The following is a 22,933-nucleotide window of genomic DNA, read 5'->3' on the forward strand; positions in this document are numbered from 1 at the left end:
ATAACGCGGAGCGTTATACGCCCTACGGTGAGCTCGACCCTGGCGTAGGGCGTATAACCGTTCGCGGTTATACGCCGGTACACCTGGCCTCCGATTCGCTCCGTGGCTGGGGCAGGCGCCCTCTCATCACCACTTGTAGGTCAGGCTTGCCACCACCTTGCGCTGGTCGCCGTAGTAGCAGTAGTAGCCGTCGCAGGTGGAGATGTAGTCCTTGTTGAACAGGTTGGTGGCGTTGACCTGTACCGACGCGCCATCGAGGCCGCTGGAGAGCTTGCCCAGGTCGTAGTGCACCGCGGCGTCGTACAGGGTGTAGGAGCCCGTGTAGCCGTCGTAGGAGTTGGCCTGGTCGCCGTAGGTGTCGCCCACGTAGCGCACGCCGTAGCCGACGCCGAAGCCGTCGAGGGTGCCGGCGTGCCAGGTGTAGTCGGCCCACAGCGCGGCCTGGTTGCGCGGCACCCGCTGCAGGCGGTTGCCGGCGTAGATACCCTTCTTCACCTCGGTGTCGGTATAGCTGTAGCTGCCGATCAGCTTGAGGTTTTCGCTCAGGTTGGAGTTGGCCTCCAGCTCCAGGCCGGTGACCTTCACTTCGCCGGTCTGACTGGTGACGGAGACGCCGCCGACGTTGTCGGTCACGCTCACGTTCTTCTGCCGCAGGTCGTAGACGGCGGCGGTCAGCAGGGTGTCGCTGCCCGGCGGCTGGTACTTCACGCCCAGTTCCCACTGCTTGCCTTCGGTGGGTTTGAACGACTCGGTGGCGGAGACGTCGGCGCCACTGGCCGGCTGGAATGACTCGGCATAGGACAGGTACGGCGCCACGCCATTGTCGAAGAGGTAGCTCAACGCGGCGTTGCCGCTGAACTTGCTGTCCGACTCGGTACTGGTGGCGTCGCCCTTGTTGTGGAATTCGGTCCCGGTGTGCACCCAGTCCTGGCGGCCGCCCAGGGTCAGGCGCCAGTTGTCGAGGGCGATCTGGTCCTGCACGTAGGCGCCGGTCTGGAAGGTCTTCTGGTTGTAGTCGTAGTAGGCATCGGAGCGCGGTGGACGGACGATGGGCTGGCCGTAGATCGGATCGTTCACGTTGGTCGGCGGAACGTTGTAGCCGTAGATCGCCAGGTAGTTGGTGTTGTTGCGGTTGTGGTCCAGGCCCAGCAGCACGGTGTGCGCGAGCGCGCCGGTGTGGAAGTCGGCCTGGAAGTTGTTGTCCACCACGAACTGGGTGACGTCCTCGTCCACCGAGGTGCTGACGCGGTTGAGGGTGCCATCGTCGCTGACGGTTTCCAGGTAGCCGCCCGGAGTCAGGGCATCGAAGGACAGATCGTTCTTCATGTAGCGCAGGTTCTGGCGGAACTGCCAGACGTCGTTCAGGCGGTGCTCGAAGCTGTAGCCCAGCCACCAGGTGGTGCGGTCGTAGTTTTCCCAGTCCGGGTCGCCCAGGTTCTTGTGGTGCGAGATGTCGCCGAAGGGCGCGTCGTACTTGGTGCCTTTGAGCGGCAGGAACTGGGTGGTGATGCCGGTATCGTCGCGGGTGAACTGGCTGAGGAAGGTCAGGCTGGTGTCGTCGTCCGCGTTCCAGGTCAGGCTCGGCGCGAGGTTGTAGCGCTTGTCCGGGATGTGGTCGATCTGCGTATTGCTGTCGCGCGCCACGCCGCTGACGCGATAGAGCAGGTTGCCCTGCTCATCCAGCGGGCCGGTGCTGTCGAAGTTGATCTGCTTGTGGTTGTAGTTGCCGCCCTGCACCTGGACGGTATTGGACTGCTCGGCCTGCGGGCGCAGGCTGCTCATGTCCAGCAGGCCGCCGGGCGGGGTCTGGCCGTAGACCGAGGAGGCCGGGCCGCGCAGCATGGCGACGCGCTCCAGGTCCCAGGTTTCCAGCTTCGGGTTGGCATAGATGCCGGTGGCCATCGGCAGGCCGTCTAGGAATTGGGTGGGCTTGAAGCCGCGCACGAGCAGCCAGTCGGAGCGGGTATCGCTGCCGAAGCTGCTGGCGACGGTGCCGGGCATGTAGCGCACGGCGTCGTCGATATTCTGTACCGCGCGGTCCTGCATCTGCTCGCGGGTGGCTACGGAGATCGACTTGGCGGTTTCCAGGATCGGTGTATCGGTCTTGGTGCCGATGCGCGAGCGGGTGGCGACATAGCCGACCGCCGGACCGTCCGGGTCTTCCTGGGCGGCGCTGATGGTGGTGGCGGACATCGACAGGGTGTCGTCCGGCGCCGGGCGCAGGCTGTAGCTGCCCGAGCCGCTTTCCACCAGCTCCAGCCCGGTGCCTCGCAGTGCCTGGCGCAGCGCGCCGACGGTATCGAAGCGGCCTTGCACCGCGTGGGCGCTGCGGCCCTGAGCCAATGCCGGGTCCAGGCTCAGGCTCAGGCCGCCTTCGGCAGCGATGCGGTTGAGGGTGCTGGACAGCGGGCCGGCTGGCAGCTGGTAGTCACGCTGCGCATCGGCAGCGAAAGCCGGGGAGCCCAACAGGATGGCCGTGGCCAGCAGGCAGGGGCGGAGCGAAAGGTCGAACGGGCGGCGCATGGACAACGACTCCTGGATGAAACGTTCTCGATGCCTCCTTGCCGAGCGAGAAATGAAAAGTGATAGGGCTGGGTGAAAATTTTTTCGCGGGGACCGGCTTTCGTAGGAGCGAGCTTGCTCGCGAACCGCATAACGCCGGTGCGCCGGATGCTCCGTTCTTGAGCAAGGGCTAGGCGCCCCCCTCGGTCCTACAAGAAAGCGCTCCTCAGCGGCGGGGTACTACGCGCGACCACCAGGGGCCGTGCTTCTCGATCCGCACCGGCAGGCTTGGCTCCAGCGAGCTCAGGGCCAGGCCGATGTCGTGCAGCGGGAAGCTGCCGGTGATGCGCAGGTCGGCCACCGCCGGGTCGATGCCCAGGTAGCCCGGACTTTCCCGCGACAGGCGCTCGACCAGCTCGGCCAGGCGCACGTTGTCCACCACCAGCATGCCGTGGGTCCAGGCGTCGGCGACGGCGCTGTTGGCCTCTACCGGGCCGAGTCCGTCAGGCCTTACGCGCACGTGCTGGCCCTGGGCGATGACCTTTTCCTCCTCCCGCTGTTCGGGGCGTGCGGCAACCGCCGAGTGCAGGACGCTGAGCAGGGTGCCGTCTTCGCCGTCGCGCTCCACCAGGAAGCGCGTGCCCAGGGCGCGCAGGCGGCCGTCGCGGGTCTCGACGATGAAGGGCCGGCTGTCGCCGTGGGCGGTTTCCACCAGAATCTCGCCGCTGAGCAACACGATGCGCCGCTGCTCGGCGTCGAAGCGCACGTCCACGGCGGTGCGGCTGTTGAGCTTGACCAGAGTGTTGTCGGGCAGGCGCAGCTCGCGTTGCTCGCCGGTGCCGGTGAGCAGGTCGGAGAAGGCGTACTGCACGGGCAGGTAGCGGTTGCCCACGCCGAGGGCCAGCGCGCCGACCAGCAGCAGCGACAGGCCGCTGCCCGCCAGTCGACGGACCTTCTGCCGTGCCTCCCGCGGTGAGCGCAGCAGGGCGTTGCGCGCCGCCAGGGGCGCGGCGCCGGCGAGGTTGCGGTCGAGCATCCCCAGTTGGCTCCAGGCCCGCGCGTGCTCGCTGTGCTCGGCATGCCAGCGGCTGAACGCCGCCTCGTCATCGGGGCGTGTCTCGCCGGAGCCCAGGCGTAACTGCCAGCTGATGGCCTCGTCGAGCACGCGCAGGGAAACCGGACCTTTCACGTCGGCGTTCCGTACAGCGCGATGTAGCACTGGCGCAGGCCCTGGGCGATGTACTGGCGCACGCGAGGCACGGAGACGCCGAGCAGCTCGGCGATCTCGGCGTGACCCAGGCCGTCCAGGCGGTTGAGCAGGAAGGCCCGGCGTGCGCGGGTGGACAGGCTGCCCAGCAGGCGGTCGATTTCGCGCAGGTCGGCGAGGATCAGGCAGTGCTCTTCCGCTGAAGGCTGCACGGCCTCGGGCAGGTGGTGCAGCTCTTCCAGGTAGGCCTGTTCCAGCGCTACGCGGCGCCAGTGGTCCACCAGCAGGCCCTTGGCGATGGTCACCAGGAAGGCGCGGGGTTCGCGCAGGGACGGCAGCTCGCGGCGGCCGAGCACGCGGACGAAGGTGTCCTGGCTCAGGTCTTCGGCGCGCTGCACGCAGCCCAGGCTACGGTTGAGCCAGGCAGTCAGCCAGTCGCGATGATCGCGGTACAGCACTCCAACGCGTTCGCCATTGCCAATCTGGACGGCCGACACCCCTTGCTCCCCCATGCCCAGGTCGGGCACTAATTTAGTAACGAGAACTATTCGCAAATGATCGCAGACTGCCGCTGGCGCTGCAATCACGCTCGTCGGCTTTTATCGGTCGATCGCCGATGGATCGACGGCGTTCTACAATCGATCCTCTTCCTTCTGGCGGATAACCGATATGCGCGAACCCCTGCTGATCATTGGCTCCTACCTCTCGCCCTACGTGCGCAAGGCGCTGGTCATGCTCGAACTCAAGGGCGTGGAGTACCGCGTCGATTCCGTCGTGCCCTTCTACGGCAACGCCGAGTTCGAGCGCCTGAGCCCGCTGCGGCAGGTGCCGGTGCTGGTGGACGGCGACCTGGTGCTCAACGATTCCTCGGTGATCTGCCAGTACCTGGAGGAGCGTTATCCACAGCCCTCGCTGTACCCGACGGACATCGCCGAGCGTGCCCGTGCCCGCTGGATCGAGGAGTTCGCCGACGCCCGCATGGGCCAGGTGGTGATCTGGCAACTGTTCGACCAGTTGGTGATCGGCCGTGGGGTGTGGGGCCGGGAGCCGGATGCGGCGCTGCTGGAGAAGACCTACCAGCAGGACCTTCCGGCGGTGTTCGACTACCTGGAGGCGCAGCTGCCGGCCCGCGGCTGGCTGTTCGGCGAGCTCTCCATCGCCGACATCAGCGTCGCCTGCTTCATGCGCAACGCGCAGTTCGCCCGTTACGAGCTGGACGCCCAGCGCTGGCCGAAGCTGGCGGCGATGCTCGACGCCGCCTTCGCGCTGCCGGCGTTCCAGAAGCTCAACCTGTTCGAACGCGCCATCGCCCGCACGCCGATCCTGCAGCAGCGCGAGGCCCTGTTGGCCGCCGGTGCGCCGGTCAGCGCCATCAGCCACATGCGCGAGCAGCCGGTGCGCGGGCCGATGAGCCGCAGCTGATCAGGCTTGCTGGAGGAAGCGCCAGAGCCGCTGCGCCACCGGCCCGTGGGAGCGGTCACGGCGACGCGCGGCGACCAGCTCCTCGCGGCGGCCGGGCAGCTGCGCACCGCTGAGGTCGCGCAGGCGCCCAGCAGCCAGTTCTTCTTCAATCAGATGACGCGGCAGGTGGCCCCAGGCCAGGCCGTGCAGCACCAGTTCCTTCTTCATCGCCTGGTCCGGCACCGTGCATTGCGGCGCGCCGTCGAGGGTGAAGTAGTCCACCGGCGGCGAGTGCCGGGCGCTGTCGCGCATCACGCACTGGGTGAGCGCGCGCAGGTGCTCGGGGGTGACGTTTTCCCTATCCGGAAGCAGCGTTGGTGTGATCACCGGGACGAAATCGACGTCGCCCAGGTCGATCCATTCCAGGCGCGGGTCGGCCTTTTCCACGCGGTGCAGGATCAGGTCGGCATCGTCATCCAGTAGCCGCTCCAGCGGGCCGCTGACGCTCTCGAAATACAGTTGCAGACGCGTCTGCGGTTCCTCGGCGAAGAAACGTGCGAGCTTTTCCAGCAGCGCCGGACGTGGACAGAAGTCGCCGAGCACCACGCGCAGTTCGCTTTCCTCGCCAGCCGCCAGGTGCGCGGCGTGGTCACGCAGGTTGCCCAGCTCGCGGAGCAGCCCCTGGGCGCGGCGGTGGAAGGACGCCCCGGCGGCGGTCAGGCCGACGCGGTAGCCGCTGCGGTCCAGCAGCTCGAAGCCCAATTGCCCCTCCAGCCGGGCGACGGCGGCGAAGATCGCCGGGTGCGAACGGTGCAGTCGCTGCGCCGCCGCCTGGAAACCGCCCGCCTCGACGACGGCGTCGAAGCAGTGCAGGTCGTGCAGGGTGAAATCGTGCATGTCAGCTTTCCTGACAATCTGGTTCAGGTCTTTGTAATTTCTTCGGAATCCTGCCGCAACTACCTTCGTCTCCACATTCACTCGAGGAGATGCTCCCATGAGCTCGCTGCACTACCTGACCACCCGCGACAACGCCCGCATCGCCTACCGCCTCGACGGCGCCGCCGAGCTGCCGCTGCTGGTGCTGTCCAACTCCATCGGCACCGACCTGCACATGTGGGATGGGCAGGTCGCCACGTTGACCGAACACTTCCGCGTGCTGCGCTATGACGCTCGCGGCCATGGTGCGTCCAGCGTGCCGCCGGGGCCCTATTCGCTGGCGCGGTTGGGCGAAGACGTGATCGAGCTGCTGGATGCGCTCGGCGTACATCGCGCGCATTTCCTCGGTCTCTCGCTCGGCGGATTCGTCGGCCAGTGGCTGGCGGTGAATGCGCCGCAACGCGTCGAGCGGCTGGTGCTGGCGAACACTTCCGCCTGGCTCGGGCCGCAGGAGCAGTGGGACGCGCGCATTGCCGAGGTGCTGGACGCGGAAGACCTGCAAGGCACCGCCGCCACCTTCCTCGCCAACTGGTTCCCGGCGTCCTGGCTGGCGCAGCGGCGGCCGGAAGTGGAGCCGTTCCGCGCCACGCTGCTGGCGACCAACCGGCATGGCCTGGCCGGTTCCTTTGCCGCCGTCCAGGGGGCCGATCTGCGGGAAGCGCTGAAGGCGGTTCGCCTGCCGACACTGGTGATCGCCGGGCAGTTCGACACCGTGACCGCCGCCAGCCACAGCGAGCTGATCGCCGAGGCGATTCCTGGTGCGCGCCTGCTGACGCTACCGGCGGTGCACCTGTCGAACATCGAGTTTCCCCGCGAGTTCGAGGGCGCGGTGCTGGATTTCCTGCTGGCGCTCTGAACGAAAAGGCCGCCCGAGGGCGGCCTTTGTCTTGTCGGCAGATCAGTGGTGCGCCGCATCCACCGCGATGGGCTCACCGGAAACCTCCGCATAGCTGCGTTTGCGGTCGGCCAGGGCGTAGTGGATCAGCGCGCCCAGGCCGGCGCCGAAGAACCAGGAGAACTGCGACAGCGCGTCGAATGCCGGCACCAGCGCCAGCACGATGGCGATCAGCGCCGCCGGAATGAAGGCCGCCACGGCCCGCAGGTTGACGCCGCCGCGGTAGTGGTAGGCAGCCTCGCGGCTTTCGCTGTAGAGCTCCGGCAGGTTCACCCGGCCACGGCGCACCAGGTAGTAGTCGGTGACGATGATGCCGTACAGCGGGCCGAGCAGGGCGCCCAGGCCGCCGAGGAAATACACGATCACCGCCGGGCTGTTGTACAGGTGCCAGGGCAGGATCAGCACCGCAATGGTGGCGCTGAGCAGGCCGGCGCGGCGGAAGTTCAGCAGGTTCGGCGCGAGGTTGGTGAGCACGTAGGCCGGGGCTACAAAGTTGGCCATGATGTTCACCGCCACGGTGACAATCAGGAACGCCAGGCAGGCCAGCACCAGGCCGGCGGTGTTGGGGATGGCGGCGACGATCTCGGTCGGCCCCTGCACCAGCTTGCCGTCGATGCTGAATTGCGCGCCGGCCAGCACCACCGCGATCAGCGCAAAGCCCAGCATGTTCACCGGCAAGCCCCAGAAGTTGCCCACGCTGATGGTGCGGCGGTCCGGGCAGTTACGGGTGAAGTCGCAGAAGTTGAGGATCATGGTGCCGTACAGCGACACCCACAGCGCGGCGGCGCCGAACACTTTCAGCCACATCGTCGAGCCGGTTGGCGCGTTGCCGCTGGACCAGGAGATGGACAGGCCGCTGCGCCAGTACATCCAGCCCGCCAGGGTGGCGAAGGCGACCAGGATGATCGGGCCGGCGAAGGATTCGTAGCGGCGCACCATTTCCATGCCGTAGGCGAAGATCGCCAGTTGCACGCACCAGATGCCGAGGAAGGTGATCCAGCCCAGGGTGGAAAGGCCGAGGATCGAGTTCTGGTCGTAGGGCTTGAGGTCGGGGGCGATGGCGGTGAGCAGCACGCGCAGGACCACCGAGGCGAGGTAGGTCTGGATGCCGAACCAGGCGATGGCGATTACCGCGCGGATCAGCGCCGGAACCTGGGCGCCATGGATGCCGAAGCTGATCCGGCACATCACCGGATAGGGCAGGCCGGTCTTCTGGCCCATGTATCCGGACAGGTTCATCAGCCCGTAGATCACCAGCGCGCCGAGGGCGAAGGCGGCGAGGATCTGCGCACCGCTCATGCCGAGGGCGAAGAGCCCGATGGCGAAGGAGTAGTTGGCGATGTTGTGCACATCGTTGGTCCACAGCGCGAACAGGCTGTAGCGCCCCCAGCTGCGGCCCTGGGCCTTGGTCGGGGCGAGGTCGGCGCTGTACAGGCGCGGGCTCAGGGTTGGCGCGGCATCATGGCTGGACGCCGCTCTGTCGACAGGTTGGATGGAGGAAGCGCCGGACAGATGAGTGGGACTGGAATTCATGGGCTACTCGGATTTTGTATGCACGGCTTTTTAGGTTTGTATGCAAAAGCCAAATCCGTGCCAGTTCGCGCCGGGCGCGTCCCGATGTCTTTCCGGTCTCGATGGCTGACCCGGCAGGAGCCCTGATTTGGTGCGGGCTTTGCGCCTGTCTGATCGGTCAGGAAAATATTTCTCCAGATTTATCATTGACTTACAGGTCAGGTTTTCTGGTGTGCGGCGAGTGTGTGAATGGGGATTTTGTACACAAAAATTGTGCACAGACGTTACGTGTGGGGATCTGGTGCGACGGCGGGCATCGCGGATGAAGTTAGCTCCTACGAGAACATCGCGTTCTGTGTCCTGCGAGTTCGTGCCGTTGGTTCTCTGATGCCCCTTGCTCTTGTAGGAGCAACTGTCTTCCTCTGAGATATTTGTGCCAACGCTTGCCCTCACCCCAGCCCTCTCCCAAAGGGAGAGGGGGCAGATCGTGCCGGTTGAAGTCGTGGTTTCATCCTGCACCGAACGGTCCCCTCTCCCGCTTGCGGGAGAGGGTTAGGGTGAGGGGCCCTTGATCTCGTAGGAGCGGAGCTTCTCCGCGAAATCGGTGCACGCTGAAGGATTCGCGGACAAGGTCCGCGATGATTCCCGCCGCCCCTCGATCACCTTTCAGAAACCATAAAAAAACCGCCCCGAAGGGCGGTTCTTTCATCGCAGCGCGAAGTTCTTACAGACCGTTCCTGGCCTTGAACTCGCGGCGGCGGCGGTGCAGGACCGGCTCGGTGTAGCCGTTGGGCTGCTTGGTGCCCTCGATGACCAGTTCCAGCGCGGCCTGGAAGGCCACGTTGTCATCGAAGTTCGGCGCCATCGGGCGGTACAGCGGGTCGTTGGCGTTCTGACGGTCCACCACCGAAGCCATGCGCTTGAGGCTTTCCAGCACCTGCTCCTGGGTGACCACGCCGTGGCGCAGCCAGTTGGCCAGCAGTTGGCTGGAGATACGCAGGGTGGCGCGGTCTTCCATCAGGCCCACGTCGTTGATGTCCGGCACCTTGGAGCAGCCGACGCCCTGGTCGATCCAGCGGACCACGTAGCCAAGGATGCCCTGGGCGTTGTTGTCCAGCTCGTTCTTGATCTCTTCCGCGCTCCAGTTGGTGTTCTGAGCCAGCGGAATGGTCAGGATGTCGTCCACCGAGGCCGGTGCACGCTTGGCCAGTTCGGCCTGGCGGGCGTACACGTCGACCTTGTGGTAGTGCAGCGCGTGCAGGGTGGCGGCGGTCGGCGACGGAACCCAGGCGGTGTTGGCGCCAGCCAGCGGGTGAGCGATCTTCTGCTCGAGCATGGCGGCCATCAGGTCCGGCATGGCCCACATGCCCTTGCCGATCTGCGCCTTGCCCTGCAGGCCGGTGGCCAGGCCGATGTCCACGTTGTTGTTCTCGTAGGCGCCGATCCACTTCTCGTTCTTCATGGCGCCCTTGCGCACCACGGCGCCGGCTTCCATGGAGGTGTGGATCTCGTCACCGGTGCGGTCGAGGAAGCCGGTGTTGATGAACACCACGCGCTCGGCGGCCGCCTTGATGCAGGACTTCAGGTTGATGGTAGTGCGGCGCTCCTCGTCCATGATGCCAACCTTCATGGTGTTGCGCGGCATGCCCAGCACGTCTTCGACGCGGCTGAAGATTTCGGCGGCGAAGGCCACTTCTTCCGGGCCGTGCATCTTCGGCTTCACCACGTACATCGAGCCGGTGCGGCTGTTCTTGCGGGTGGTGTTGCCCTTGAGGTTGTGCAGCGCGATCAGGCCGGTGAACAGGCCGTCCTGGATGCCTTCGGGCACTTCGTTGCCCTGGGCGTCAAGGATCGCCGGGTTGGTCATCAGGTGGCCGACGTTACGCACGAACAGCAGGGAGCGGCCGTGCAGAGTCAGCTCGGAGCCGTCGGTCTTGGTGTAGACACGGTCCGGGTTCATGGTACGGGTGAAGGTGCTGCCGCCCTTGGTCACGGACTCGGCCAGGTCGCCTTTCATCAGGCCCAGCCAGTTGCGGTAGACCACGACCTTGTCGTCGGCGTCGACGGCAGCGACCGAGTCTTCGCAGTCCATGATGGTGGTCAGCGCGGACTCCATCAGCACGTCTTTCACGCCAGCGGCGTCGGTCTGGCCGATCGGGCTGGTGGGGTCGATCTGGATTTCGAAGTGCAGGCCGTTGTGCTTGAGCAGCACGGCTTGCGGCTTGGCGGCGTCGCCCTGGAAGCCGAGGAACTGGGCGGCGTTCTTCAGGCCGGTGTCGCTGCCGTTCTTCAGGGTCACGACCAGCGCGCCGTTCTTCACGGCGTAGGCGGTGGCGTCGACGTGGGAGCCGGACTCCAGCGGTGCGGCTTCATCGAGGAAGGCGCGGGCGAAGGCGATGACCTTGTCGCCACGGACCTTGTTGTAGCCCTTGCCCTTCTCGGCGCCGTTCTCTTCGCTGATCGCGTCGGTGCCGTACAGTGCGTCGTACAGCGAGCCCCAGCGGGCATTCGAGGCGTTCAGGGCGAAGCGCGCGTTCATCACCGGCACCACCAGCTGCGGGCCGGCCATGCGGGCGATTTCTTCGTCGACATTCTGGGTACTGGCCTGGAAGTCAGCCGCTTCCGGCAGCAGGTATCCGATTTCCTGCAGGAAGGCCTTGTAGGCGACCGCATCGTGCGCTTGACCGGCGCGGGCCTGGTGCCAGCCGTCGATCTTCGCCTGGAGGTCGTCGCGCTTGGCGAGCAGGGCTTTGTTCTTGGGGGCCAGATCGTTGATTACGGTTTCCACACCTGCCCAGAACTTGCCGGCGTCGACGCCGGTGCCGGGAATGGCTTCGTTGTTTACGAAGTCGAACAGGACTTTGGCGACCTGCAGGCCACCGACTTGAACGCGTTCAGTCATTGCTTGCCTCACTCTGCTCAGGACCAGCTCAGGACACAGGCAAATCGCCTTGTAGTCCGAGCCGCGAAATACTACATGATGCCATGGGAAAAATCAGTGGGCTTGCGTCGCGGTTAGACCAAAGTACGCATCTCAGTCACGTAGCGCTTAATATGTTCGCAAAGTTTTTATGGGTTGTTCCAGATAAATCTTCAAACTGTATACGAATGACTTGATCCGGTACCTGTGGCACCCCGTCGCAGCCAGCGTCGCATGCCCTGCCTATACTGCTTTCTCCGCCCTGGAGAATCCCGCATGTCCGTGACACTTGCCACCCCCGCCGATCTCGACGACCTGGTGCCGCTGTTCTCCGGCTACCTCGACTTCTACGAAGTGCCCGCGCCCCATGCGGCGATCCGTGGCTTTCTCCAGGCGCGCATCGAGCACGGCCAGTCCACCGTGTTCATCGCCCGCAGCATCGACGGCCTGGCCGTGGGCTTCGTCCAGCTCTACCCGTTCTTCGCCTCATTGACGCTGCAGCCGGCCTGGCTGGTCAGCGATCTCTACGTGATGCCAGCCGCGCGTCGCGACGGTTATGGCGAGGCGCTGATGAACGCCGGCCGCGCCCATGCCGAGGCCACTGGTGCCTGCGGCCTGATGCTGGAAACCGCCAAGACCAACCGTGCCGGCCAGTCGCTCTACGAACGCCTTGGTTATCGGCGCGACGAGAAGTTCTACACCTACTGGCTGGATCTTTCCGCCTGACGGAGGCTGCACCATGGATCACCTCGTTCTCACGGTCATCGCCCCGGACCAGCCCGGCCTGGTGGAGCGCATCGCCCAGTGCATCGCCGCCCATGGCGGCAACTGGCTGGAAAGCCGCATGTCACGCATGGCTGGGCAATTCGCCGGCATCCTGCGGGTGGCGGTTCCCGCCGAGGGCTATGACGAACTGGTCGAGGGCCTGCAGGGGCTGTCGGCCTACGGCATCCGCGTGCTGCTGGCGGAAAGCGGCATCGAGCCGGCATGCAACTGGAAGCCGATCCACCTGGACCTGGTGGGCAACGATCGTCCCGGCATCGTCCGCGATATCACGCGTTTGCTCACCGAACATGGCGTCAACCTGGAGCGCCTGACCACCGAAGTCCTGCCGGCGCCGATGAGCAGCGAACCGCTGTTCCACGCTGAAGCGTTGCTGGCGGTGCCACTGACCTTGCCGCTGGAAACCCTGCAGACGCGTCTGGAGGAGCTGGCGGACGACCTGATGGTGGAAATGAATTTCCACAGTGGGGATTGATCCGCTGACCTTCCATCGCTGCCCTGTGCATAAGTCTGTGGGCTCTCTGTGATTGGATTCATGGAGAGCCCATTTTCATTGGGTCTCGTCCATCAGCGCTTATCCACTATCGGTTTCGCCGCTGTGCACAGATCGCGTGGATCGCTCCGTGAGCTTTCTGTTGATAACCAGCTGTACGCCACTGGTGACGAGGCTTTGGTAGCGTTGCTCGTTTTCTGAGCGGTTCTTCCGTTCCCGCCATGGGAGCAGGTGCGCAGGACGCGCCGCCCCGCCGCTGTGCACAAAACCTCTGGATGAGTCTGTGGAAAGGCCGTGGGCTGATGGCTGTAAGCCTTTGTTTGCGCGGCTTGTGAAGAGTTGTCCACGATCCGGTCAGCGCTCCCCGGAAGATTCACAGTGCACGGGGATTAGCCTGTGGAAAAACACTGGGAATTCCGCCGAATCGCAGAAGGGACGTGGCTTTGCGAAGATTGAATGAAAAATGATCGAAGGGTGTACCCGCGAGTCGAGGGATCAGCGTTGAGGCATCGGAGTTGGGGATAAGGGCCCGTGCCAGGCGCTTATCCCCGTTTGTGCGGGATGGTGCTGTGGATAGTCTGGTGGTGGCTTGCTGAAAGCCCCGAAAATCGGGACTTTCAGTAGGGTGGTCAAGGATTGATCAGTTGCCGCGGGACAGGCGATACCAGATGTCCACGCTGTACACCACCAGCGCCAGCCAGATGCAGCCGAAGGAGACCAGACGGGTACTGTCCAGGTGCTCGCCGAACAGGAAGATGGCCTGCAGCAGCACCAAAGTCGGCGCCAGGTATTGCAGGAAGCCCAGGGTGGCGTAGGGCAGGTGGCGGGCGGCGGCATTGAAGCAGACCAGTGGCACCAGGGTGATCGGGCCGGCAGCGGCGAGCCAGATGGCGTCCTTGGTAGTCCAGAAGTCCGCGTGCACGCTTGGGCCGTTGGCAAACAGCACGAGATAACCGATTGCCAGCGGCAGCAGGATCCAGGTCTCCACCACCAGCCCCGGCAGCGCGGCCACCGGCGCCTGTTTACGGATCAGCCCGTAGAAGCCGAAGGTCAGCGCCAAGGCCAGCGATACCCAGGGCACGCTGCCCAGCTGCCACAACTGCTGCGCCACGCCCAATGCGGCGAGGCCCACGGCGACCCACTGCAGCGGGCGCAGGCGTTCGCGCAGGATCACCAGGCCCAGGAGGACGTTGATCAGCGGGTTGATGTAGTAACCCAGGCTGGCCTCGATCATGTGGCCGTTGTTCACCGCCCAGACGTAGACCAGCCAGTTGCTGGCGATCAGCAGGCCGCTGGCGGTGAGCACGGCGATGCGCTTGGGATTCTCGCGCAGTTCCCGCCACCAGCCGGGGTGCTTCCACACCAGCAGGAGCAGGGCGCCGAACACCGCGGACCAGATGGCGCGATGGGTGATGATTTCCAGCGCGGGGATACGTTCGAGCAGTTTGAAGTAGATCGGGAAGAGCCCCCAGATGACATAGGCAGTCAGGCCCAGGGCATAGCCCCGGCGGGGATTGGCGGTAGCCATGGAACATCCTTGGTTAGGCAGCTAATGAGTGGCTGGCTAATTCTAGGGGGCGCGCGGGAGCTTGTCTGTGCCGGGGAGGTGGCCGATGACTGGGGAGCAGTGAATGTGCGTAACGTTGGCTTTACGGGGCGAGCTCTTCGTAGGAGCGAGCTTGCTCGCGAACGGGTTTCCCGGTCGCTCCGGTGTCATGCGGTTCGCGAGCAAGCTCGCCTACAGGGGCTGGGGAGCCGCGAGCGGTCGTACGCCCACTGCGGTGCAGGAGCGGACTCCGTCCGCGATCCGGCCAGCAGGCCGGTAATGAACGCCGGTGTAGGCTCAGAACAACCGCAACGGCTCCTCATCCAGCGCCGCCAGTTGCTCGCGCAGCACCAGCACCTGGTCGCCCCAGTAACGCTCGCTACCGAACCAGGGGAAGCTCGGCGGGAACGCCGGGTCGTCCCAGCGGCGCGCCAGCCAGGCGCTGTAGTGCATCAGGCGCAGGGCGCGCAGGCCTTCGATCAGCGGCAGCTCGCGCGGATCGAAGTCGTGGAATTCCTGGTAGCCGTCGACCAGTTCCGAGAGTTGTCCGAGGCGCTCCTGGCGTTCGCCGGCGAGCATCATCCACAGGTCCTGTACGGCGGGGCCCATGCGGCAGTCGTCGAGGTCCACGACGTGGAAGGTCTCGTCGCGGCACAGCAGGTTGCCGGGGTGGCAGTCGCCGTGCATGCGGATGGGCGTGTAGCTCACGCGCGCGTACAGCTCGTCGATCTTCTTCAGCAGGTCGCGGGCCACGGACTCGTAGGCCGGCAGCAGGCTCCTGGGGATGAAGTTGCCTTCCAGCAGGGTCGCCAGGGACTGGTGGCCGAAGTTATCCACCGTCAGCGCCTCGCGGTGCTCGAAGGGGCGGTTGGCGCCCACGGCGTGCAGGCGGCCCAGCAGTTGGCCGAGACGGTAGAGCTGGTCGAGGTTGCCCGGCTCCGGCGCGCGGCCGCCACGGCGGGGGAACAGGGTGAAGCGAAAACCAGCGTGCTCGAACAGGGTCTTGCCCTCGTGGACCAGCGGCGCTACCAGCGGCACTTCACATTCGGCCAGTTCCGCGGCATAGGCGTGTTCTTCGAGGATCGCTTCATTGGTCCAGCGCCCCGGACGGTAGAACTTGGCGATCAGCGGCTCGCTGTCTTCGATGCCCACCTGGTAGACGCGGTTCTCGTAACTGTTGAGCGCCAGCACGCGGGCGTCACTGAGGAAACCGATGCTTTCCACCGCATCCAGAACCAAGTCGGGCGTGAGGTCGGAGAAGGGATGGGACATGGCAACGATCCAGGCAGTGTGCAGGCCGCCTAGTGTAACCCCGTGAGCGATTTGCCTCAGTGTTCGTTGCAGTGGTGCTGTTTCAGGTAGTCGAGGAAATGTGTGGCCAGTTCGTGCCGATCGCCCCGCACCAGCGTCAGTTCCTGCATGGGCTGTGCCTTGCAGCCGACGGGGAGGGGCTTCTCGCCGTGGCCCTGGTGGTGCAGGTGGGTCAGCGGCGCGGGTTGCGCGCTGAGCAGCAGGTCATAGGGCGTTCCCTGGCGCACCTGTTCACCGAGTTCCTCGTCGGCTCCGCCGATCAGCAGCACCTTGTTGTGGGTGTCGAGCTGGTAGCGGTCCACCAGCGGCTCCAGCGTTGGCATCAGCGCCTGGCTGGCGCCTATGCGCAGCACGTCGGGGCCGGCGTGGCCAGCCAGGGGCAGGGACAGCAGCAGGGGCAGGGCGAACAGGCTGAGCAGGCGGCGCATGGTGGGGCTCCAGTGTGGCTGAACCGCAAGGCCCGCCCGGGAGGGGCGGGAGTCTCTGGCGGTCATTGGAGCGCGGCGCGCTGGCGCGGGGCTTGATGTATGGCAGGGAAACTACAGCGGCGTGCCGAGGATCACCTGGGCTGGGGAGAACTGCGCGCGGACCTGGGCGCCGGGCTTCAGGCGCAGGATTTCGATGCGCTCCGGATCGGTCAGGGCGCAGAGCATCTGCCCGCTGGGCAATTGGATGCGCACTTCGCTGGGGCCGTCGTCGGCCTCGCGGATGTCGTCGATATGCCCTTCCAGTGCGTTCAGCCCATCCGGGCAGGGGATGTGCGGCAGGTCGACGTACAGCCAGCCGGCCTTCATCAGCGCCACCACCGGCTGGCCGTCGCGCAGCTCAAGCTTCTCGGTGCTTTCGCGGGTGACCCGCGCCTGGATGCGCGCGCCGCCGGGCAGCTCGATGCACACCAGGTCGTTGAGCCCGGCGGGCTCGATGGCGCAGATATGTCCGTGCAACTGGTTGCGAGCGCTGGTGCGCATCATCAGGCGGCCGATCAGCTCCAGGTCGGCCTGGTGCTCGACATGCTCGACGATGTGTTCGCGCAGGGCTTCCAGGCGCTGGTAGAGCGCCAGCAGGCGTTCGCCGTCGGCGGTCAGGCGTGCGCCGCCGCCGCCCTTGCCGCCGACGCTGCGTTCCACCAGCGGGCGGTCGGAGAGGTTGTTCAGTTCATCGATGGCGTCCCAGGCGGTCTTGTAGCTCATGCCGGCCGCTTTGGCGGCGTGGGTGATCGAGCCGAGCTGGGCGATCTGCGCGAGCAGGGCGATGCGTTGCGGGCGGCGGGTGACGTGCTGGGTCAGCAGGCTGAGGGTGGTCATGGTTTCGCGAGTGCTTATTGGTATGCGGCGAGGCTCCGTCGCCAGCCGACAAAACGCAAGGGAAAATTGCCGGGAATGTGGACGAGCGGTCGTCTATTCCGGGGCTGGCGTGCGCGCCAGGCAGTAGACGTCGACCCGTCGGGCACCGGCTTTGCGCAGCTCGCGGGCGATGAACTGGGCGGTGGCCCCGGTGGTCAGCACGTCGTCCACCAGCGCCAGGTGCAGGCCTTCTATCCGCGCGCCATCGGCCAGGGCGAAGGCGCGGCGCAGGTTGCGTTTGCGCGCGGCGGCGTCCAGGCCCTGCTGCGCGGGAGTGTCCTGGATGCGCCGCAGCAAGCGGTTATCCACAGGCAGACCCAGGGGGGCGGCGAGCCAGGCGGCCAGCAGGGCGGCCTGGTTGAAGCCACGCTGGCGCTCGCGTTGACGTGACAGCGGCACGGGTACGAGACGATCCGGACGCGGCAGTCCTTCGTCAAAGGCATGTTTCAGGTGGCGCGACAGCAACTGCGCGAGCAGCCGGCCGAAGGGCGCGTTGGCCTGGTGTTTGAAGCGGGTAATCAGGGCGTCGACCGGAAAGCCGTAGCGCAGGGGCGTTTCGACGCGCTGGAAGGCGGGAGCGCGGCGCAGGCATTGCCCACAGGTAAGGCCGGCGACCGGTAGCGGCAGGGCGCAGATCGCGCAGTGCCCGGTGAGCCAGGGCAGGTCATCGTCGCAACCCGGACACAATGGCAGCTCGGCCTGTTCCGTCATCGCACCACACAACAGGCATCGTACGCGTGGGCGCCACCAGACGGGGCGCCATTGCCAGATGGGAGACCCCTGAGAGAACCGCATTCCGCCCCTCCATGGGCGGCGGCTGTCAGTGGATCAGCCAGCTCAGGACCAGCAGCCCCAGCACCGTCCAGATCAGCCCGCCGAAGATCGAGCGCCGCAGGAAGGCGCGGATGCCACTGTAGAGCAGCAGCAGGCCGAGGAAGAGCAGGACGAAGCTGAAGATCGAGACGTCGATTCCGACGGCGCGCGCAAGGCCGTGGAAGAAATCGTCCATGGCGCGCCACAGGCCGCCGAGCACGCCCGACAGCAGATCGACGATGAAACGGATGGCCTTGCCGACCATCTGGCCGAGGCTGTCGAAGAATCCTTCGGTTCCCATCTGGGGATGACTCCTGAATGTCCTGCTGGATTGGAGCGATATCCGGGGCGCCGGGTTCAGCAGATCGTGGCGCATGAATATCGAATTGTTCATTAAGTGATCACTTGTCAACCTGTGTCGCGAGAGTGGTTGACAGCGTCACAGGTCCACATATGATGCCTTGAGCCTGATTCCCCCGGTGGCGCGCCGCCGGGGCACCTTAGACAAGAGGCGCCCCCAAGCGTCGAAGGACTTTGCCGATGAGTGCCACCGCAGCCCAAGTAACCCGCCACGACTGGACCCTTGCCGAAGTCCGTGCCCTGTTCGAACAGCCGTTCAATGACCTGCTGTTCCAGGCGCAGACCGTGCACCGCGCGCACTTCGACCCGAACCGCGTACAGGTTTCCACCCTGCTGTCGATCAAGACCGGCGCCTGCCCGGAAGACTGCAAATATTGCCCGCAGTCCGGCCACTACAACACCGGCCTGGACAAGGAAAAGCTGATGGAGGTGCAGAAGGTGCTGGAAGCGGCAGCCGAAGCCAAGGCCATCGGTTCCACCCGCTTCTGCATGGGCGCGGCGTGGAAGCACCCATCGGCCAAGGACATGCCCTACGTGCTGGAAATGGTGAAGGGCGTGAAGAAGCTCGGCCTGGAAACCTGCATGACCCTGGGGCGCCTGGACCAGGAGCAGACCAAGGCACTGGCCGAAGCGGGCCTGGACTACTACAACCACAACCTCGATACCTCGCCGGAGTTCTACGGCAACATCATCACCACCCGCACCTATGGCGAGCGCCTGCAGACCCTGGCGTACGTGCGTGAGGCGGGGATGAAGATCTGCTCCGGCGGCATCCTGGGCATGGGCGAGTCGGTGGACGACCGCGCCGGCCTGCTGATCCAGCTGGCCAACCTGCCCGAGCACCCGGAATCGGTGCCGATCAACATGCTGGTCAAGGTCAAGGGCACCCCGCTGGCCGAGGAGAAGGACGTCGATCCGTTTGACTTCATCCGCACCCTGGCCGTCGCCCGCATCCTGATGCCGAAATCCCACGTGCGCCTGTCCGCCGGCCGCGAGCAGATGAACGAGCAGATGCAGGCCCTGGCCTTCATGGCCGGCGCCAACTCGATCTTCTACGGCGAGAAGCTGCTGACCACCAAGAACCCGCAGGCCGAGAAGGACATGCAGCTGTTCGCGCGCCTGGGCATCAAGCCCGAGGAACGCGAGGAGCATGCCGACGAAGTGCACCAGGCCGCCATCGAGCAGGCGCTGGTGGAACAACGCGACTCCCAGCTGTTCTACAACGCGGCTTCGGCCTGATCTGCTTTTCTATGTAGGAGCGAGGGGGACGCCCAGTCCTTGATCGCGAACCGCCCAGCAGCTGAGTGCCCTGGAAGCTTGTTCGCGAGCAAGCTCGCTCCTACAGGTCCTCTTCCCGGAGGACCGTCGCCGATTCGGGGTTGCGTATGTCTTTCGATCTCGCCGCCCGTCTGGCCCAGCGCCAGGCGGAGGACCTTTACCGCCGCCGCCCGCTGCTGGAATCCCCGCAGGGGCCGGATGTGCTCATCGATGGCCAGCCGATGCTGGCCTTCTGTTCCAATGATTACCTGGGCCTGGCCAATCACCCCGAGGTGATCGCCGCCCTGCGCGCCGGCGCCGAGCGCTGGGGCGTGGGCGGTGGCGCTTCGCACCTGGTCAACGGCCATTGCGGCCCGCACCACGAGCTGGAGCTGGCGCTCGCCGAGTTCACCGGCCGCCCGCGTGCGCTGCTGTTTTCTACCGGTTACATGGCCAACCTCGGCACCGTCACCGCCCTGGTGGGCAAGGGCGACAGCGTGCTGGAAGACCGCCTCAACCACGCCTCGCTGCTGGACGCCGGCCTGCTCTCCGGCGCGCGCTTCTCGCGCTACCTGCACAACGACGCTGTCAGTCTCGCCGCGCGCCTGGACAAGGCCGAAGGCAACACCCTGGTGGTGACCGATGGCGTGTTCAGCATGGACGGCGATCTGGCCGACCTCCCGGCGCTCTGTGCGCAGGCGCGGAAGAAGAATGCCTGGATGATGGTCGACGACGCCCACGGCTTCGGCCCGCTGGGCGCGACTGGCGGCGGCATCGTCGAACATTTCGGACTGGGCATGGACGATGTGCCGGTGCTGGTCGGCACCCTCGGCAAGGCCTTTGGCACCGCGGGCGCCTTCGTCGCCGGCAACGAGGAACTGATCGAGACGCTGATCCAGTTCGCCCGCCCTTACATCTACACCACCAGCCAGCCGCCGGCCGTGGCCTGCGCCACGCTGAAGAGCCTGGAGCTGCTGCGCGCCGAAAGCTGGCGCCGCGACCATCTCAATGCGCTGATCGCCCGCTTCCGCAGCGGCGCCGAGGCCATCGGCCTGCGCCTGATGGACAGCCCGACGCCGATCCAGCCGATCCTCATTGGCGGCAGCCGCCAGGCCATGGCCCTGTCGGCGGAGCTGCGCGAGCACGGCATCCTGGTCGGCGCCATCCGCCCGCCGACCGTGCCGGCCGGCACCGCGCGCCTGCGCGTGACGCTTTCCGCCTCGCACAGCGAGGCGCAGGTCGACCGCCTGCTCGTGGCGCTGGCGGAAAGCTGGCAGCGCGTGTCGTCTAGCCTTCTGGCAGAGATCGATGCCGAGGAGGGCGATGATGCGTGACCAACTGATCCTGCTGCCGGGCTGGGGCCTGGGCAGCGCGCCGCTGGAGCCGCTGCGCGATGCGCTGCTGGAGCAGGCGCCGCACCTGAACGTGCAGATCGAGCCGCTGCCGACCGATGCCGACCCCAGCGTCTGGCTCGACGAACTGGACGACAACGTCCCCCATGACGCCTGGATCGCCGGCTGGTCGCTGGGCGGCATGCTCGCCGCCGAGCTGGCGGCGCGGCGCGGCGAATCCTGCCGTGGGCTGGTCACCCTGGCCAGCAACCCCTGCTTCCGTCGTCGCGAAGATTGGCCCGAAGCCATGGCCAACGAGGTGTTCGAAGACTTCTTCGAGGCCTTCCTGCTGGAGCCGCAGCTGGTGCGCAAGCGCTTCACCCTGCTGGTCAGCCAGGGCGCGCGCGATGCCCGCACCCTGGCGCGGCAACTTCAGGTGGCGCTGCCGCAACTGGATGCCGCGGGCCTGACCGCCGGCCTGCAGTTGCTCGGCCAGCTCGATACCCGTGCCGCCCTGAGCCGCTATCCCGGCCCGCAGTTGCACCTGTTCGCCGGCAACGATGCCCTGGTGCCGGCCTCTGCCGCCGATGCCCTGCTGGAATGGCTGCCGGACGTCGAAGTCAGCCTGGTGCCCGACGCCAGCCACGGCCTGCCGCTGGAACAGCCGGACGAAACGGCCGCCGCCATCCTGAGATTCATCCACGAGGGCGACGATGCCTGAAAGCAGTCACAGCGTGCTGCCTGACAAGCGTCAGGTCGCCGCTTCCTTCTCCCGCGCCGCTGAGACCTACGATGCGGTGGCCGACCTGCAACGCGCGGTCGGCTCGCAGCTCCTGCAGCGGTTGCCGGGCGAGCTGGCGCCGGAGCGCTGGGTCGACCTGGGCAGCGGCACCGGCTATTTCACCCGCGCCCTGGCGGAGCACTATCCACAGGCCCATGGCCTGGCCGTCGACATCGCCGAAGGCATGCTGCGCCATGCCCGCGATCTGGGTGGCGCTGAGCATTTCATCGGTGGCGACGCCGAGCATCTGCCGCTGCGCGACGGGGCGTGCGACCTGTTGTTCTCCAGCCTGGCGCTGCAATGGTGCGCGGACCTGCCCTCGGTGCTGAGCGAAGCACGGCGGGTGCTGCGTCCGAACGGCGTGCTGGCGTTCAGCAGCCTGTGCATCGGCACCCTGGGCGAGCTGCGCAGTGCCTGGCAGGCGGTGGATGGCTTCGTCCATGTGAACCGCTTCCGCGCGTTCGAGGACTACCAGCTGCATTGCGCCGCCAGCGGGCTGGAGGTGCTGGAACTGCGCACCGAGGACCGCGTCCTGCATTTCCCCGATTTGCGCAGCCTCACCCATGAACTCAAGGCGCTCGGCGCGCACAACCTCAACCCCGGCCGGCCTGACGGGCTGACCGGGCGCGAGCGGGTGCGCGCGCTGATCACCGCTTACGAACAATTCCGCCAGCCCCAGGGACTGCCGGCCACCTACCGGGTGGTCTACGCCGTCCTGCGCAAAATCTATTCTTAGTAGGAGCGGACGCTGTCCGCGATGGCCATTGAGTCGATGGCTAATCCCGGACGCAGTCCGCACCTGCGGAAAAGCACCGAGGTACCTATGTCCCACGCCTACTTCATCACTGGCACCGACACCGAGATCGGCAAGACCACCCTCGCCGCCGGCCTGCTCCATGCAGCGCGGCTGGCCGGATTGTCCACGGCGGCAGCCAAGCCGGTGGCCTCCGGTTGTGAGCGGACGCCCGAGGGACTACGCAACGAGGACGCGCTGGCGCTGCTGGCCGAATGCAGCCTGCCGCTGGCCTACGACCAGGTGAACCCCTTCGCCTTCCAGCCCGCCATCGCGCCGCACCTCGCCGCACGGGAGAAGGGCGTGAAGCTGCAGGTCGAGTCGCTGGCGCCGGCCGTGCGTTCGGTGCTGCAACTAGGCGCCGACTTCACGGTGGTGGAAGGGGCGGGCGGTTGGCGGGTGCCGTTGTCGGGAGAGGAAAGCCTGTCGGACCTGGCGATCGCCCTTGGCCTGCCGGTGATCCTGGTGGTTGGCGTGCGCCTGGGCTGCATCAACCATGCGGTGCTCAGTGCCGAGGCGATCCAGCGGGACGGCCTGCAACTGGCCGGCTGGGTGGCGAACATCGTCGACCCGAGCACGTCGCGCCTGGAGGAGAACCTGGCGACCCTGGCCGAGCGGCTGCCGGCGCCCTGCATCGGCCGGGTTCCCCGTCTGTCGCCGGCGACGCCCTCCGCAGTCGCCGCTCACCTGGACCTGAGCATTCTCGATCTGTAACAACGCCTGGCCGGGCGAGCGGAAGTCTGCTTGAA

General features: G+C 66.2%; 21 protein-coding genes. 9 read left to right on the forward strand and 12 right to left on the reverse strand.

Going from position 1 to position 22,933, the window contains the following annotated elements:
* Window positions 1-126: 126 nt before the first annotated feature.
* From O6P39_RS02285 to O6P39_RS02295, 3 genes are all read right to left on the reverse strand, one after another.
* On the reverse strand, window positions 127-2,523 hold the full coding sequence (locus O6P39_RS02285; protein WP_275609864.1) for a TonB-dependent siderophore receptor: 2,397 nt from the start codon (window positions 2,521-2,523) through the stop codon (window positions 127-129).
* A gap of 205 nt (window positions 2,524-2,728) precedes the next feature.
* Window positions 2,729-3,691 (reverse strand): FecR family protein, encoded by a 963-nt coding sequence (locus O6P39_RS02290; protein WP_275609865.1) that lies wholly within the window; start codon window positions 3,689-3,691, stop codon window positions 2,729-2,731.
* Window positions 3,688-4,206 carry an RNA polymerase sigma factor gene (locus O6P39_RS02295; protein ID WP_275609866.1) on the reverse strand — a complete coding sequence of 173 codons (519 nt, stop codon included), beginning with the start codon at window positions 4,204-4,206 and terminating at the stop codon, window positions 3,688-3,690. The genes O6P39_RS02290 and O6P39_RS02295 overlap by 4 nt, the downstream gene beginning before the upstream one ends.
* 172 nt (window positions 4,207-4,378) lie before the next feature.
* Between O6P39_RS02295 and O6P39_RS02300 the strand changes: the two genes are divergently transcribed.
* A complete protein-coding gene (locus O6P39_RS02300) occupies window positions 4,379-5,131 on the forward strand; it encodes a glutathione S-transferase family protein (protein WP_275609867.1) in 753 nt (250 codons plus the stop codon).
* Here O6P39_RS02300 and O6P39_RS02305 read toward each other — a convergent pair whose 3' ends face one another.
* On the reverse strand, window positions 5,132-6,007 hold the full coding sequence (locus tag O6P39_RS02305) for a LysR family transcriptional regulator (RefSeq protein WP_275609868.1): 876 nt from the start codon (window positions 6,005-6,007) through the stop codon (window positions 5,132-5,134).
* Window positions 6,008-6,104: 97 nt separating this feature from the next.
* On the opposite strand from O6P39_RS02305, the gene pcaD reads away from it, so the two are divergent.
* Window positions 6,105-6,902, forward strand: a complete 798-nt coding sequence (gene pcaD, locus O6P39_RS02310) for a 3-oxoadipate enol-lactonase (RefSeq protein WP_275609869.1) — start codon at window positions 6,105-6,107, stop codon at window positions 6,900-6,902.
* A 42-nt stretch (window positions 6,903-6,944) separates the two neighbouring features.
* Here the strand turns inward: pcaD and O6P39_RS02315 are convergent, their stop codons facing one another.
* Both O6P39_RS02315 and O6P39_RS02320 read right to left on the reverse strand, forming a co-directional pair.
* The gene (locus O6P39_RS02315) at window positions 6,945-8,474 is read right to left on the reverse strand and encodes an NCS1 family nucleobase:cation symporter-1 (protein WP_275609870.1); all 1,530 of its coding nucleotides are present in this window, start codon (window positions 8,472-8,474) and stop codon (window positions 6,945-6,947) included.
* A 703-nt stretch (window positions 8,475-9,177) separates the two neighbouring features.
* Window positions 9,178-11,355 carry a malate synthase G gene (locus O6P39_RS02320; RefSeq protein ID WP_275609871.1) on the reverse strand — a complete coding sequence of 726 codons (2,178 nt, stop codon included), beginning with the start codon at window positions 11,353-11,355 and terminating at the stop codon, window positions 9,178-9,180.
* Between the two features lie 294 nt (window positions 11,356-11,649).
* Between O6P39_RS02320 and O6P39_RS02325 the strand changes: the two genes are divergently transcribed.
* Together O6P39_RS02325 and O6P39_RS02330 are read left to right on the forward strand one after the other, a co-directional pair.
* Window positions 11,650-12,099 carry an N-acetyltransferase gene (locus O6P39_RS02325; protein WP_275609872.1) on the forward strand — a complete coding sequence of 150 codons (450 nt, stop codon included), beginning with the start codon at window positions 11,650-11,652 and terminating at the stop codon, window positions 12,097-12,099.
* Window positions 12,100-12,112: 13 nt separating this feature from the next.
* On the forward strand, window positions 12,113-12,631 hold the full coding sequence (locus O6P39_RS02330) for a glycine cleavage system protein R (RefSeq protein WP_275609873.1): 519 nt from the start codon (window positions 12,113-12,115) through the stop codon (window positions 12,629-12,631).
* A 658-nt stretch (window positions 12,632-13,289) separates the two neighbouring features.
* Here the strand turns inward: O6P39_RS02330 and rarD are convergent.
* The 6 genes from rarD to O6P39_RS02360 all read right to left on the reverse strand — a co-directional run bounded on the left by rarD (window position 13,290) and on the right by O6P39_RS02360 (window position 17,963).
* Window positions 13,290-14,177 (reverse strand): EamA family transporter RarD, encoded by an 888-nt coding sequence (gene rarD, locus O6P39_RS02335; protein ID WP_275609874.1) that lies wholly within the window; start codon window positions 14,175-14,177, stop codon window positions 13,290-13,292.
* A 315-nt stretch (window positions 14,178-14,492) separates the two neighbouring features.
* Window positions 14,493-15,467, reverse strand: a complete 975-nt coding sequence (locus O6P39_RS02340; protein WP_275609875.1) for a serine/threonine protein kinase — start codon at window positions 15,465-15,467, stop codon at window positions 14,493-14,495.
* 56 nt (window positions 15,468-15,523) lie between these two features.
* Window positions 15,524-15,934 (reverse strand): substrate-binding domain-containing protein, encoded by a 411-nt coding sequence (locus O6P39_RS02345; protein WP_275609876.1) that lies wholly within the window; start codon window positions 15,932-15,934, stop codon window positions 15,524-15,526.
* 111 nt (window positions 15,935-16,045) lie between these two features.
* Complete coding sequence (locus O6P39_RS02350; RefSeq protein ID WP_275609877.1) at window positions 16,046-16,810, reverse strand: TOBE domain-containing protein; 765 nt, start codon at window positions 16,808-16,810, stop codon at window positions 16,046-16,048.
* A 93-nt stretch (window positions 16,811-16,903) separates the two neighbouring features.
* On the reverse strand, window positions 16,904-17,560 hold the full coding sequence (locus O6P39_RS02355) for a ComF family protein (RefSeq protein ID WP_275609878.1): 657 nt from the start codon (window positions 17,558-17,560) through the stop codon (window positions 16,904-16,906).
* A 109-nt stretch (window positions 17,561-17,669) separates the two neighbouring features.
* Complete coding sequence (locus O6P39_RS02360; protein ID WP_275609879.1) at window positions 17,670-17,963, reverse strand: hypothetical protein; 294 nt, start codon at window positions 17,961-17,963, stop codon at window positions 17,670-17,672.
* A 239-nt stretch (window positions 17,964-18,202) separates the two neighbouring features.
* Between O6P39_RS02360 and bioB the strand changes: the two genes are divergently transcribed.
* From bioB to bioD, 5 genes are all read left to right on the forward strand, one after another.
* Complete coding sequence (gene bioB / locus O6P39_RS02365; protein WP_207888149.1) at window positions 18,203-19,261, forward strand: biotin synthase BioB; 1,059 nt, start codon at window positions 18,203-18,205, stop codon at window positions 19,259-19,261.
* A 146-nt stretch (window positions 19,262-19,407) separates the two neighbouring features.
* Complete coding sequence (gene bioF / locus O6P39_RS02370; RefSeq protein WP_275609880.1) at window positions 19,408-20,613, forward strand: 8-amino-7-oxononanoate synthase; 1,206 nt, start codon at window positions 19,408-19,410, stop codon at window positions 20,611-20,613.
* A complete protein-coding gene (locus O6P39_RS02375) occupies window positions 20,606-21,331 on the forward strand; it encodes an alpha/beta fold hydrolase (protein WP_275609881.1) in 726 nt (241 codons plus the stop codon). Before bioF ends, O6P39_RS02375 begins: the two co-directional genes overlap by 8 nt.
* The gene (gene bioC, locus O6P39_RS02380; protein WP_275609882.1) at window positions 21,324-22,127 is read left to right on the forward strand and encodes a malonyl-ACP O-methyltransferase BioC; all 804 of its coding nucleotides are present in this window, start codon (window positions 21,324-21,326) and stop codon (window positions 22,125-22,127) included. Before O6P39_RS02375 ends, bioC begins: the two co-directional genes overlap by 8 nt.
* Window positions 22,128-22,214: 87 nt before the next feature.
* Window positions 22,215-22,898, forward strand: coding sequence for a dethiobiotin synthase (gene bioD, locus O6P39_RS02385; protein ID WP_275609883.1), 684 nt, complete (start codon window positions 22,215-22,217; stop codon window positions 22,896-22,898).
* Window positions 22,899-22,933 lie beyond the last annotated feature (35 nt).

This window comes from Pseudomonas sp. PSE14, from assembly GCF_029203285.1.
Lineage (GTDB): Bacteria > Pseudomonadota > Gammaproteobacteria > Pseudomonadales > Pseudomonadaceae > Pseudomonas.